General features: G+C 58.1%; 12 protein-coding genes. 1 reads left to right on the forward strand and 11 read right to left on the reverse strand.

The window, feature by feature from the left end:
- Positions 1–25: 25 nt before the first annotated feature.
- The 11 genes from araD to NYE92_RS16530 all read right to left on the reverse strand — a co-directional run bounded on the left by araD (position 26) and on the right by NYE92_RS16530 (position 11,340).
- Complete coding sequence (gene araD / locus NYE92_RS16480) at positions 26–724, reverse strand: L-ribulose-5-phosphate 4-epimerase (protein WP_029570889.1); 699 nt, start codon at positions 722–724, stop codon at positions 26–28.
- Positions 721–1,581: an L-ribulose-5-phosphate 3-epimerase gene (locus NYE92_RS16485; RefSeq protein ID WP_014595123.1), complete on the reverse strand. Its 861-nt coding sequence runs from the start codon at positions 1,579–1,581 to the stop codon at positions 721–723. Before NYE92_RS16485 ends, araD begins: the two co-directional genes overlap by 4 nt.
- Positions 1,578–2,234 (reverse strand): 3-keto-L-gulonate-6-phosphate decarboxylase UlaD, encoded by a 657-nt coding sequence (gene ulaD, locus NYE92_RS16490; protein ID WP_064372993.1) that lies wholly within the window; start codon positions 2,232–2,234, stop codon positions 1,578–1,580. Before ulaD ends, NYE92_RS16485 begins: the two co-directional genes overlap by 4 nt.
- Positions 2,231–3,712: an FGGY-family carbohydrate kinase gene (locus tag NYE92_RS16495; RefSeq protein ID WP_064372996.1), complete on the reverse strand. Its 1,482-nt coding sequence runs from the start codon at positions 3,710–3,712 to the stop codon at positions 2,231–2,233. Before NYE92_RS16495 ends, ulaD begins: the two co-directional genes overlap by 4 nt.
- Positions 3,709–5,004 carry an MFS transporter gene (locus NYE92_RS16500; RefSeq protein WP_089517678.1) on the reverse strand — a complete coding sequence of 432 codons (1,296 nt, stop codon included), beginning with the start codon at positions 5,002–5,004 and terminating at the stop codon, positions 3,709–3,711. The genes NYE92_RS16495 and NYE92_RS16500 overlap by 4 nt, the downstream gene beginning before the upstream one ends.
- Before the next feature lie 15 nt (positions 5,005–5,019).
- Positions 5,020–5,487 carry a YhcH/YjgK/YiaL family protein gene (locus NYE92_RS16505; protein WP_019105625.1) on the reverse strand — a complete coding sequence of 156 codons (468 nt, stop codon included), beginning with the start codon at positions 5,485–5,487 and terminating at the stop codon, positions 5,020–5,022.
- Between the two features lie 10 nt (positions 5,488–5,497).
- Positions 5,498–6,496 carry a 3-dehydro-L-gulonate 2-dehydrogenase gene (gene yiaK / locus NYE92_RS16510; protein WP_014595128.1) on the reverse strand — a complete coding sequence of 333 codons (999 nt, stop codon included), beginning with the start codon at positions 6,494–6,496 and terminating at the stop codon, positions 5,498–5,500.
- A gap of 252 nt (positions 6,497–6,748) precedes the next feature.
- Positions 6,749–7,579, reverse strand: coding sequence for an SMP-30/gluconolactonase/LRE family protein (locus tag NYE92_RS16515; RefSeq protein ID WP_064372999.1), 831 nt, complete (start codon positions 7,577–7,579; stop codon positions 6,749–6,751).
- A gap of 14 nt (positions 7,580–7,593) precedes the next feature.
- Complete coding sequence (locus tag NYE92_RS16520) at positions 7,594–8,694, reverse strand: substrate-binding domain-containing protein (protein WP_013024267.1); 1,101 nt, start codon at positions 8,692–8,694, stop codon at positions 7,594–7,596.
- Positions 8,691–9,791: an ABC transporter permease gene (locus tag NYE92_RS16525; RefSeq protein WP_259019167.1), complete on the reverse strand. Its 1,101-nt coding sequence runs from the start codon at positions 9,789–9,791 to the stop codon at positions 8,691–8,693. Before NYE92_RS16525 ends, NYE92_RS16520 begins: the two co-directional genes overlap by 4 nt.
- 22 nt (positions 9,792–9,813) lie before the next feature.
- A complete protein-coding gene (locus NYE92_RS16530) occupies positions 9,814–11,340 on the reverse strand; it encodes a sugar ABC transporter ATP-binding protein (protein ID WP_013024269.1) in 1,527 nt (508 codons plus the stop codon).
- 318 nt (positions 11,341–11,658) lie between these two features.
- On the opposite strand from NYE92_RS16530, the gene NYE92_RS16535 reads away from it, so the two are divergent.
- Positions 11,659–12,471, forward strand: coding sequence for an IclR family transcriptional regulator (locus NYE92_RS16535; protein WP_014595130.1), 813 nt, complete (start codon positions 11,659–11,661; stop codon positions 12,469–12,471).
- Positions 12,472–12,492 lie beyond the last annotated feature (21 nt).

Here is a 12,492-nt window from a genome sequence, read left to right on the forward strand (position 1 = left end):
TGCTGAGTAAGATAACCACCGTGGATTACTGCCCGTAATAGGCATTTGCTCCATGCTTTCTGAGAAAGTGCTTGTCCAGTAAGGGCTGTTGCATGTGGGTAATACCGGGCGTCAGCTGGCGGGAGAAAATGCCCATATAGGCGATCTCTTCCAGCACCACCGCATTGTGGACCGCATTATCGGCGTCTTTTCCCCAGGCAAAGGGCCCGTGCGCGTTAACCAGCACGGCAGGAATAGCTGTCGGGCTGATGCCGCGCGTGCGGAAGGTTTCAATAATCACTTCGCCGGTATTGTGTTCATAGTCGTGGGCTATTTCGGCCTCCGTCATCAGCCGGGTGCAGGGAATGGCCCCGTAAAAGTAGTCGGCATGGGTTGTGCCCCAGGCGGGCAGGTCCTGACCGGCCTGCGCCCAGATGGTGGCGTGGCGCGAATGGGTATGCACAATGCCGCCAATATCCGCAAAGGCGCGGTAGAGCGCCAGGTGCGTCGCGGTATCCGACGAGGGTTTTTTACTGCCTTCCACCACCCGTCCGCTTTCCAGTTCCACGACCACGATGTCGTCCACCGTCATGCCGTCGTACTCCACGCCGGAGGGTTTGATGGCCATCAGCCCCTGCGCGCGATCGACAGCGCTGACGTTGCCCCAGGTAAAGGTCACCAGCTGATGGCGCGGCAGCGCCAGGTTGGCGGCCAGCACCTGCTCTTTCATGGCGGCTATGCTCATACTAAACCTCCTTCCTGCATTTTCTGTTCAATCCAGCGCCGGGCCTGCACGATCTCGGCAACCGGCTCCTCGGCTTTTTCCGTCCACATTTCAATCAGGAACGATCCGCGATAGTTCAGCGCCTTAAGCGTGCGGAATACGCCGACAAAGTCCACGCAGCCCTGACCAAAGGGGACGTCCCGAAACTGGCCCGGCGAGCTTGCGGTCACGGGTTGGGTATCTTTCAAATGAATCGCGGCGATGCGATCAATACCCAGGGTCAGTTCGGCGGTGACATCATTGCCCCAGGCGCTGAGATTGCCCACGTCCGGATAAACGGAAAACCATGGAGAAGCCTGCTGCTGCTCCCAGACTTTCCACTTGCTGATAGCGTTCATAAACTCGGTATCCATGATCTCAACCGCCAGCATCACCTGCGCCGCGGCGGCGCGTTGCACCGCACGTGACAAGCCTTCGGCAAAGCGCGCTACGGTGCCATCATCGTGAGGTTCGTAATAGACGTCGTAACCGGCAAGCTGAATCGTGCGGATCCCCACGTCCTTTGCCAGTTGGATGGCGCGATCGATCAGATCGTCTGCCCGCTGGCGGATCGCCGGATCGTGACTGCCAAACGGAAAGCGGCGATGCGCCGACAGGCACATGGAGGGAATGGTCACGCCGGTTTCAATCATGGCGTTGACCAGCGACAGGCGCTGCTCTTTGCTCCAGGTCAGGCGCTCCAGCCGCACGTCGGTTTCGTCTACCGACATTTCCACAAAATCAAAGCCACAGGCTTTTGCCAGCGCCAGTCGTTCAGGCCAGGTGAGGTTAGCGGGCAGGGCTTTCTCGTAAATACCTAACGGATGCTGGCGTTTCATACTGTTCCCCAAATGCTGGCAATGGCCTGATGGAATTCCGCTGCGCGTTGAATGCCGCTGGCGGGATCGCTGAGGGCGCGCCCGGCGATAAACGCTTTCACGTCAACGTCTTTAAATTGCGCAAGATCCTGAGGCGTAATGCCGCCCGTGATGGAGAGCGCAAAACCCAAATCCGACAGGGCTTTCATGGTATCCAGGTCATGCTGATTCCATTGCTGCCCGCTGGCTTGGGCATCCCGCCCCCGATGGTAAATGGCCTGTTTCAGCCCCAGTTGCCGCCAGCGGCGGGCATCGTCCAGCGTCCAGTGACCAAACAGTTCGATTTGAATATCGCCCTGGTGCTGCTGCGCCACGTCCAGCGCGCTGGCAAACGTCGCCAACGGTGCGGCACAGATGACCGTCATCCAGCTTGCGCCCGCCGCGAAGGCCATGTCTGCCAGCGTGCCGCCGGCATCCGCCACTTTATAGTCGGCCACCAGGGTCTTTTGCGGATGCTGCTGGCGCAGACGGCGCACGGCTTCGACTCCGCAGCTCAGGCACAGCAACGTACCGGCTTCGATGATATCGACATGCTGATGCAGCTGCTGTGCGGTATCCAGCGCCGCATCCAGCGCGGTATGATCCAGCGCCAGCTGGAGTAAAGGCAGGCTCATAAGGGGGCTCCTTGTGCGTCACTCAGGACGCGGATCAGATGCTGATAACGCTGATACTTCTGCTGATAACGGGCATGCCGTGTGCTGTCCGGTAGCCAGGTGACGATATCCGGCGCCAGGGCCTGCTGGGCCTGCTGCAGCGAGGTGTAAGCACCGGTGCCGGTCAACGCCACCAGCGCCGCGCCCAGACAGCCGCTTTCGCTGATCTGCGGCACTTCAACGCGCAGGCCGCTGGCATCGGCAAACATCTGCATCCAGGGCGCGGAGCGCGTAGGGCCGCCGCTCAGACGCAGGGCAGTGACCTGAGGAAAGCGTTGCAGAATGCGGTTGAGATGCGTCAGGTGGGAGAACACCACGCCTTCGTAGATGGCCTGCACCAGGTGGGCACGCGTGTGGCCCGCCTGCAGACCAAAGAAACTGCCGTGCAGGTCGGCCCCGGCGTTGGTGCCGTACAGAAAAGGCATAAACAGCAGCGCGCTGCTGGCAGGTTCCAGCTCCTCGACCCACTGATTTAATTGTTGGTAGTCGCGGATGCCCCACTGCTCACAGAACCACTCCAGGTTTGCCGCCGATGTCGGGCTGGCTTCGTGGATAAGATACTGGCCTTCAATGGCATAGCGACCGTAAACGTAGGGATAGTCTGCTTCATCGCTAATGCAGTCGGTAATGCCGCTGGTCACCGACCAGGTGCCCATCACCGCGTTCAGGCGCGTTGCGTCATTCAGTCCCGCACACAGCGCGGTGGACATCACGTCAAACAGGCCCCCGACCACAGGCGTGCCGGGCAGCAAACCGCATGCGGCGGCAGCCTGCGCGGTTACATAGCCGGCAATCTGCGTTGATGCCACAATCGGGGGCAACGCCGGCACGATCTCGCTGATATCCAGCATCTCAGCCAGCGCGGGCGACCAGTCTGCCGCCTGCATGTCGTACAGATTGGATTCAGAGATGTTAGTTTCTTCACAGGCCAGCTCGCCGGTCAGACAGAAACGCAGGTAGTCGTGGGCCATCAGTACGCTGCCGATTGCGGCGTAGCGCTGCGGCTGATGCTGCTTTAGCCAGCGCAGGAGCGACACCGGATGGCCGGTCCAGAGCGTCTGTCGGGTGAGAGGATAGAGTTTTTGCGGCATGCCTTCCCGCTGCCACTGTTGCACCAGGCTCAGGGCGCGACGATCGGAGGATAAGATGCCATTTCCCAGCGGATTGCGATCTTTATCCAGCAGAAACAGCCCTTTACCCTGAGCAGAGATGCCTAATCCAGCGACGTCGGCGGCATCCTGACCGCTGCGGGTCAGTACTTCGCGAATGACCGCTGCCGCCTGCTGCCAGAGCAGCGTCATATCGCGTTCGGCATAACCCGGCTCTGGTACCTGTACCGGCAGGTTTTGCCGCGCAACGGCCAGCTCGCGGCCCTGCCTGTCGTAGAGTCCGGCTTTAATAAAGGTGCCGCCGCAGTCCAGTCCCAGCCAGCGTTTCATAATGCCTCCCGTTTCGCAGAATCACAGCGGGCAGGCAGGGTCATTGCCAGCAGCGCAGCCAGCGCCAGCGAAATGGCAAGGCTGTAAACCCCGGCATCTTTGCTGTAGAACGCCATCAGCACGCCGACCATGTAAGGCCCACAGAAGCCGCCAAGGTTGCCCAGTGCGTTGATCAGGCCGCGTGCCCCGCCCGCGACCTCGGCATTGAACAGGCGCGGCGGAATACTCCAGAACACGCCCGCTGCAGACTGAATAAACACGCCACAGCCCACCAGCGCCGCGTAGGACCACCAGATATGCGCTTTTAGCAACACCGACAGCGCCATGCATAGCGCAAAACCTGCCAGTGGCAGCGCCACAAACAGCTTGCGCCGCCCGGTTGCATCCGAAAGAACAGAAAACAGAAACATGCCGAAGATCGCCCCGACGTAGGGCAGTATGGCCAGCATACCAACCTGCTCGACATTGCCGTGGGTCAGCTCTTTAAGAATGGTGGGCAACCACAGGGTGTAGCCGTAAATGCCGGTCTGATAAAAGAAATTGACCAGAATCAGCCGCCACATCACGGGCTCGTGCATGACCTTAAGCAGAGAAGCGTTGCGCACGTTCTGCCCTTTGATCATCAGTTGCTCGTTGTGCAGGGTCGTAATCAGATACTGCTTTTCAGCCGGAGAAATCCACTTCGCCTCCTGCGGCCGGTTGCTGATGGTGAAATGCCACAGGGCCATGACGACCAGCGATAACGCGCCTTCCACGTAAAACAGCATGCGCCAGTCCCAGCCGGTAATGATCCAGCCGGAGAGCGGCGCGGTAATGATCCCGGCGATCGGGACAAACATGATCACAATGGCATTGGCGCGGCCGCGCTCGGCATCCGGGAACCAGTTGCCGATCATCGTCAGCACCACCGGCAGCATGCCGCCTTCGGCGATCCCTAACGCAAAGCGCAGTGCCAGCAGCTGGTACTGACTGGTTGCCATGCCGGTCAGTATCGAAATGACTGCCCAGGCCAGCAGCGACCAGCCAATAAAGCGTTTGCCGTTACCGTAGACGGCCAGCTTGCCGCCCGGCACCTGCAAAAACAGGTAACCAATGAAGAAAATACCGCCCGCCAGACCGGCCATTGAGGCGCTGATGCCCAGTTCGGCGTCCATTCCGCCCGGCATGGCAAAGGCAATATTAACCCGATCCATATAGGAAATGATGCAGGTGATCAGGACAGGCGGAATGATCCGTAACCAGCGCAGGGCAGGGATCTTTTCACGGTTAACGGCAGTTGATGTCAGACTCATGGCCTTTCTCCTTGCTTACGCCAGATCGCAGGTGGGGATCTTGACCACCACTTTGCGAATCGGTCCTGGCGTGCCCACCGCGCAATTTGGCCGGTGGATATCCTGCGGAAAAAACACGGCAAAGGTGCCCGGCAGCATGCGCACTTGGGTCTCATGCGGCACGTGCTGGTAAAAAATAATGTCGCGCTCCGGGTCGTAAGGCTGATGCACCGCGAAATCCACAGGCTGCGTTGCGACGCCGATGACTTCTTCGCCCGTAACCAGGTACTGCACATCAATGTGCAGGCGGTGTGCTTCCGGGTAGTTCTCCTCGGCCGGAACGGTGTGCAGATCCAGTACCTGCATAACCCAGCCGGTTTCACTGTCCTGATAACGTCCCGCCGCCAGGGTGAGCAGGTCGTAGCGGGTCAGGCAGGCGATCGCTTTGGCGATCGCCGGAGGATAGTGACGCGGGTCGGTATTCGCGATGTGTCCGGTGATCATGATTCCCTCCTTACAGCGCCTGGATACGCGCCCAGACGCGCTCATCTACCGGAATGCCAAGTCGCTGATTTTCAGCCCGCAGCGGCGGAAACTTATCGCCGGGCAGGCGAATGGCCTGCGCGCTGTCGGCCCGTTCAGCGTTGATAATTGATGCCCGGATGCGGTCGAGCTTGTGCTGGCGGGTTTCACCGTCGATAAGGCGGTCAACATCAATCGCGATAAAGACCTGCGAGATGCCGAATTCATCGCCGTTGTCGTGTGTCACTTCGGTGACGGAGGCACCGTTGGAGAGCAGGGTGGCCAGCATGTCCAGCACCACCGACAGCGCGGAGCCTTTCCAGTAACCCATGGGTAAGATGCGACGGTTCTGCTCAAGGGTGGCCGGATCGCGCGTGTAATTGCCTTCATCATCAAATCCGCCATCGACCGGCAGGCTCTTACCGGCCAGACGATTCACTTCCAGCATGCCGTAGGAGAACATCGACATCGACATATCCACCATGGTGATTGGCTCGCCTGGTACGGCGATGATCAGCGGGTTGGTGCCGATAGCGCCGCTTTTCGCGCCCCAGGGCGGCATCACGGCAATGGAGTTCGTCCAGCAAATGCCCACAAAGCCCTTTTCCGCTGCCTGCCAGCCATAACTGCCGCCGCGCATCCAGTGATTGGCATTACGCAGTGCCACCAGCCCAATACCGTGATCCGATGCCAGGGCCATAGCGCGATCCATCATCCCGTGCGCGGTGATGTTGCCGATGGCGCGCTGCGCATCCCACTGCTCGATCGCGCCCAGCGACAGGACTTTTTGTGGCTCCGCCTCGGGCACGATATGGCCAGCATCCAGCTGCTGAATAAACCGCGGGAAGCGGTTCACGCCGTGGGAATACACGCCGTTGAGACTGGTTTCGGTAAACATGCGCGCGCAGGCTTCGGCTTTATCCTGAGGCACGTTACGACCTGTAAGTACGCGGAGAAACTCCTCATACAACTGCTGATAGCTGATTCTCATACGACTGATACTCCCAGCGTTACCGCTTTATTTCATAATGTGGAATGTCATTTCAACTAAATGCTATGGGGAAAAGCCGGGCCAGTCAAAGAAATGACCGAAAAATTAATCAATAAAAATCAGTGGCTTATATTTATTGTCGGCTTTTGTGATCTCTGGCTTATTCGCCAGATTTTGCCCACAGGCGGGCCGGTCAGCCCAACAGAGGCTGACCTGATTGACGCATGCGGCATCCCTGCCTGAGCAGACGGCTTAGGGCAGCCTTACCCGGTAGAGCGACGTGTTTGCGGTGATATAGAGTTCATTATTATCCGGCCCACCCAATGTGCAGTTGGATACCGTTTCAGGGACCGGAATTTTGCCTTTGCGCTCTCCGTCAGGGTTAAAAATAATCACGCCGTCTGCGCAGCTACAGTAAATGTCGCCGTGAGAATCGACACAGAAGCCGTCCGGGAAGCCCGGCGTGACATCGGCAAAAAACTGGCCGGGCGACAGCTCGCGTCCTTTAACCTGATAGACCCGGAGCTGGTGGCGCCCCAGGGTTGGAAAGTCCACCACCGACATATCGGCAACATACAGCAGGCTTTCGTCGGGCGAAAACGCCAGCCCGTTAGGCCGTTGCAGATCGCTGGCCGCAATACTGAGCTGCCCGGAGGCGGGATCGAAGCAGTAGAGATAGCAGCCAATCACCTGACTCGGGGCCAGATAGCCTTCGTGATCGTTAACGATCCCGTAAGGCGGATCGGTAAACCAGATGGTGCCATCGGCGCGGATCGCCAGATCGTTGGGCGAGTTAAAGCGCTTGCCCTCTACTTTGTCGATCAACACGTTGACCGTGCCATCCAGTTCGGTCCGGCTGATAGCCCGGCGGCCGTGTTCGCAGCTGACTACGCGTCCCTGCCCATCCCGGGCATTGCCGTTGGCATAGTTAGCGTGATGACGCCAGATGCTGAGCTCACCGTTGCGCTGCCAGCAGTACATGCGGTTGCCTTTGACATCGCTGAATACCACCGCATCGTGCTGCGGCAGCCATACCGGGCCTTCGGCCCAGATGGCAGGGGAACACAGTTTTTCTACCTGCATGCTGCTGGCCTCCGTTACTTCACGCCCCAAATGGTTTTATAGTGCTGCTGATAACCGTTTTCGGGGTCATAGTTATTTTGCGGTCCGCCATCCCGGCTAATATTTTCCTGAGTAATTAAGTGCGCAGGCGTGACATAGCCGGAAGGCGGCTGGCCAGCGAAGGCGCGGTTGAACTCATCCAGCAACTGCCAGCCGTGGAGTTTTAACGGTTCCGCCACGGTTGCCGACTGGCTTTCGCCATTGCGAATACGCTGGAAGGCCGAGACAGACCCGTCGCCCGCAGAGATATTGTATGGCGCGTTTTTGCCCCCCTTGCCTGCGGTTTTCAGCGCCGGTGCCATGAAGTCAAAATAGAGATCGTTAATCGCCAGCGAGTACTGCCAGCGGTCGCCGTACTTCTGTAACAAGCTGAAGGTGAGTGACGGCATACGGTTAGAGGTATCGGCCAGTGGCGTATCAATAAAGTCGATGACCTTACACTCGCTGCACTTTTCAATTTCCTGCTTCATCGCATTGGCTTTATCCAGCGCGATTTTGTACAGCGAGTCGGTAAAGATGATGACCTGAGCTTTACCGCCTGATTTCACCACCGCGTACTGTGCCGCCAGGCGGGCAACCTCATTTGAGTCAGAAGTAATGTTATCCGTAATGCCGTACTGCTTAATCGGGCCTGGCTGTGGCTCCGCATGCCAGGCCATCAGCACTATCTTTTGCTGGACCGCTTTTTTGAGCGGCATTTTGGCGACGTTGGGGTTCCAGCCGCCAATAATGATGCCGTCAGGGCGCTGGGCAATAGCCTGATTCAGCGCGGCAAGCTGATCCTTCACCGACCCCGCACCGTCAAGCGTATCCAGCTTCCAGCCCGCCACTTTCGCCGCCTCGCTCAGCCCCTGCTGAACCCCCTGTACGCCGCCATTTTTCATATCTGAGGCGATAAAAATCAGTTTCTTGTTCGCCTGGAGTTTCGGCCCCGTGGTAGGGCCGTCCCAGGTGGTGGCGCTGGACGTGGCTTTGGCGACGGCCGCGGTGGCCTGTTCCAGGTAGCTGTCTGCATGAGCGGGCAGTGAGGCGACCAGCATGGCAACGAGAGAAAGACCAAATACCGGATTTTTCATAATGAGTTCCCTGGTGTGATGGTTTTTTGCTGTGGGTCAGGTGTTGTTGCTGGCGTGCTCTGACTGCGCACGACAGCTTTTTGGTTCAACATACGGCGACGCTGGGCGTAGCCGGCAAGCGTAATCGACAGCAACAGCGTGGCACCGTTAAATAAGGGTTCAACCCAGAAGGCGCCGCCAAACTGCTGAATACCGGCGATACCAATAGCCAGAATGGCGATGCCCACTACGGTGCCCCAAACGTTAACCCGTCCCGGACGAATGGTGGTGCTGCCCAGAAAGGCGCCCACTAAGGCAGGCAGCAGGTAATCCATCCCGACGCTGGCCTGGCCGACGCCCTGTTCTGCGGCAATCAGCACGCCGCTGAAGCCGGTAATGACGCTGGAGGCGATAAAGGATCCAATGACGTACTTATTAACGGCGATGCCGTTGAGGCGTGCCGCGACGGGATTACCGCCCACGGCATACATGCATCTTCCCAGCGGCGTATGCTCGGTGACCAGCCATAACGCCAGCGCCAGGCCCAGCACATATAATGCGCCAATCGGAATGCCAAGGATTTCCGTGCTGTGCAGCGCGCTGAACGCATCCGGTAAATCACCCACAATTTGTCGGCCGCCGGAGTGCCACAGCGCAATCGCATACAGCACCGTCCCGGAGCCCAGCGTGGCGACGAAGCTGTCAATGTCTGCCAGCGCGACCAGGATGCCGTTAAGCAGGCCATACAGGGCCGACAACACCAGCACTGTCAGCACCGCCATCTGCCAGGAAAAGCCATATTCCACCTGCAGCGTAATGGCCAGGATGTGCCACAGCACGATGCCAAAACCGACGTTGAGGTCGATTTTGCCAACGATCATTGGCAAGGTGGCCGCCAGCGCCAGCAGCGCAATTTTTGCCTTACTGGACAGAATCGCCTGTACGGTCAACATCGAAGCGAAGGTGGGGGACAGAACTGAAAACAGTAACGCTAACAGCACACATAACAGCAGTAGCCCGTAGCGGGTGAGGATCTGCATCGACCACGGCGCAAAGCCATGCTGAGCAAGGCTGACCCGTTGTTCGAGCGCGGTGGACTTCACCGAGGTTTTAGACATTTCGTTTCTCCTGACTGCCTGTTCAGACGGTAGCTAATGGAGCAGCAGAACTGGCCGAGGCCAGCTCCAGTAAACCTGCAAACGTAACCTGTTCATTTCTCAGCTCACCCACCACCTGGCCCCGGTTAAACACCAGCGCGCGGTTGCAGATATGAGCAATTTCTTCAAGGTCATTGGAAATCACCAGCACCGCCACGCCTTCGGCGAGGGCTTTATTGAGCAGGTGATAAATCTCTTCGCGTGCGCCGACATCCACGCCAGCGGTAGGATCTTCAAGAATCAGTAGCGGCGCGTTGAGGTGCATCCAGCGGGCCATGACCACTTTCTGCTGGTTGCCGCCGGACAGGGCGCTGATATCCAGGTTGACGTCTTTGGGACGCACGTCGAACAGCTGGACTTTCCACCAGCTGGCGCCTACCTCGGCGCGGCGACCATAGTGCGATATCAGCCGATGACCGCTGGCGCAGGGATTAATAAACAGGTTTTCACGCACGCTCATCGACATCACCAGACTTTCGCCCGTGCGGTCGCCTGCCACCAGTGAGATGCCCGCTGCCATCGCCTCACGGGGAGAGCGTGGGTGGCAGGGGTTGTCGCGAAAAATAACCTGTCCGCTGGTGGCCTGCTTCAGGCCAAACAGCATTCGGCCTATTTCTTCCTGACCGGCTCCGCGCAGTCCTGCCAGCGCCAGCATCTCGCCTGGCTGCAGGCTAAAAGAAACCGGCCCGACTTCGTCAATGCACAGCTGATTCAGCGACAGCACCGGCGGCCGCGCCTCGGGCAGCGCGAGGCGCTGGTTACTCTCCAGCGCCTCGCCCACAATCATTTCCACCAGATCGTGAAGCTTGTAATCTGCCGTGACGCCTTCCGCAACGCGTTTACCGTCTCGCATCACGCAAATACGGTCGGCAATTTCGATCACCTCATCCAGGCGATGTGTCACGTAAATCATGCCGACGTTGCGGCTTTTCAGGCGTTCAATCACGCCAAACAGGTGGCGCACGTCGTTGGCGGGCAGCGAGGCGGTGGGCTCATCCAGCACCAGCACTTCGGCGTTGACCGCGACGGCACGGGCGATGGCCAGCAGCGATTTCTCTGTCCGCGACAGTTCAAACACGCGGGCATCGGGGTCCAGCTGAATACCGACTTCCTCCAGCGCCGAACGCGCCCGCTCACGCACCGCCCGCCAGTTGACCAGGCCAAAGCGGCGGTTGAATCCCATCACCAGTGCCATATTTTCCGCCACGGTCATCCACTCAATCAGCCCCAGGTCCTGGTGAATAAACGCGATGGGCTGGCTGGTTGCCGTTTTCAACGCGGCGGCGGATGCCGTGACGTTTCCCTGAAAGGTAATCTGGCCCTCATCGCTGGTATACACGCCAGCCAGCACTTTGATCAGGGTGGATTTACCTGCGCCGTTTTCCCCCAGCAGCGCCACCACCTCGCCGGGGAAGACGTCCAGACTCACATCATTAACCGCGGGGTTACCGCCAAAGCGTTTGGTGATATGGCTGAGTGTAAGAACCGGTTTATCCGGATGAGGTTGCATTTCTGCCTCCCGTGACGCCTGGTGAGTATCGGCAGCAAGAGCGGCGACCGCTCGTTGCTAATTTCAATATGTGAAATACTATTCCAAAAAATAGTATTCCTGACGCCGGGGAAAAGCAAAGAAGGAGGGTGGATATTTATCTATAAGAAACAGTAAGTTAAAATATTGTTTTGAATTTGTGATGAACAGCGCACTTCTGTCACGACGAGAAGCGTGCGCCCGACCACACTAAAAAGCTAAAGATTCCCTGTCGGTAAGCCTTGAGTTAACATCATGCGTTAGCGCGTTCAGGAAGTGAGAAATGGAGAGGGTCGGTGGATGGCGGTGAAAGTGGATAAAGCAAAGGAAACGAAGAGCGATAAACCCTTAGGGACACAAAGCCTGTTTCGTGGCCTGCAGTTAATAGAATTGTTAAGTAATTATCCTAACGGTTGCCCGCTAGCCCATCTTGCTGAACTGTCTGGAATGAACAAAAGCACCGTACATCGCCTGTTGCAGGGGCTGCACAGCAGCGGTTACGTGACCCAGGCACCTTCGCCCGGGAGTTACCGCTTAACCACCAAGTTTATTTCAGTCGGTCAGAAGGCGCTGTCGTCGCTCAATATTATTCACGTTGCAGGGCCACATCTGGAAAAACTCAACCTGGACGTGGGTGAAACCGTGAACTTCTCCAGCCGCGAAGACGATCACGTTGTCTTGATCAACAAGTTAGAACCGACTACGGGCATGATGCGCACCCGCGCCTACATCGGTCAGCATATGCCGCTCTACTGTTCAGCCATGGGCAAAATTTTTCTGGCCTGGGGCAGCGAAGAGTACCTGCTGCAATACTGGCAAAACCATCAGGACAGCATTGAGCAACTGACGAAAAATACCATTACCACGCTGCCCGAGATGCAGCAGGAACTCAACGATATTCTTCAGCAGCGCACCGCGATGGATCGCGAAGAAAATGAACTGGGTGTTACCTGCATTGCGGCACCGGTGTTCGATATTCAGCAGCGTGTCCCTTATGCGGTTTCGGTATCCCTGCCGACGGCCAAGCTGCAGCAGATTGGCGCGAAGCATCTGATGGCGAAGGTGGTTGCCACGGCGCAGGCCATTTCAGAAGAGCTGGGCTTCACCGCCTGAAAACGCCCGGCCTGCCGAGCC

Origin of the sequence: Pantoea sp. B566, assembly GCF_024793925.1 — a bacterium.
Taxonomy (GTDB): Bacteria; Pseudomonadota; Gammaproteobacteria; order Enterobacterales; family Enterobacteriaceae; genus Pantoea; species Pantoea ananatis.

Coding starts and splice junctions, on each gene's coding strand:
- araD (WP_029570889.1), bottom strand. CDS start 724: ATGAGCATAGCCGCCATGAAAGAGCAGGTGCTGGCCGCCAACCTGGCG.
- NYE92_RS16485 (WP_014595123.1), bottom strand. CDS start 1,581: ATGAAACGCCAGCATCCGTTAGGTATTTACGAGAAAGCCCTGCCCGCT.
- ulaD (WP_064372993.1), bottom strand. CDS start 2,234: ATGAGCCTGCCTTTACTCCAGCTGGCGCTGGATCATACCGCGCTGGAT.
- NYE92_RS16495 (WP_064372996.1), bottom strand. CDS start 3,712: ATGAAACGCTGGCTGGGACTGGACTGCGGCGGCACCTTTATTAAAGCC.
- NYE92_RS16500 (WP_089517678.1), bottom strand. CDS start 5,004: ATGAGTCTGACATCAACTGCCGTTAACCGTGAAAAGATCCCTGCCCTG.
- NYE92_RS16505 (WP_019105625.1), bottom strand. CDS start 5,487: ATGATCACCGGACACATCGCGAATACCGACCCGCGTCACTATCCTCCG.
- yiaK (WP_014595128.1), bottom strand. CDS start 6,496: ATGAGAATCAGCTATCAGCAGTTGTATGAGGAGTTTCTCCGCGTACTT.
- NYE92_RS16515 (WP_064372999.1), bottom strand. CDS start 7,579: ATGCAGGTAGAAAAACTGTGTTCCCCTGCCATCTGGGCCGAAGGCCCG.
- NYE92_RS16520 (WP_013024267.1), bottom strand. CDS start 8,694: ATGAAAAATCCGGTATTTGGTCTTTCTCTCGTTGCCATGCTGGTCGCC.
- NYE92_RS16525 (WP_259019167.1), bottom strand. CDS start 9,791: ATGTCTAAAACCTCGGTGAAGTCCACCGCGCTCGAACAACGGGTCAGC.
- NYE92_RS16530 (WP_013024269.1), bottom strand. CDS start 11,340: ATGCAACCTCATCCGGATAAACCGGTTCTTACACTCAGCCATATCACC.
- NYE92_RS16535 (WP_014595130.1), top strand. CDS start 11,659: ATGGCGGTGAAAGTGGATAAAGCAAAGGAAACGAAGAGCGATAAACCC.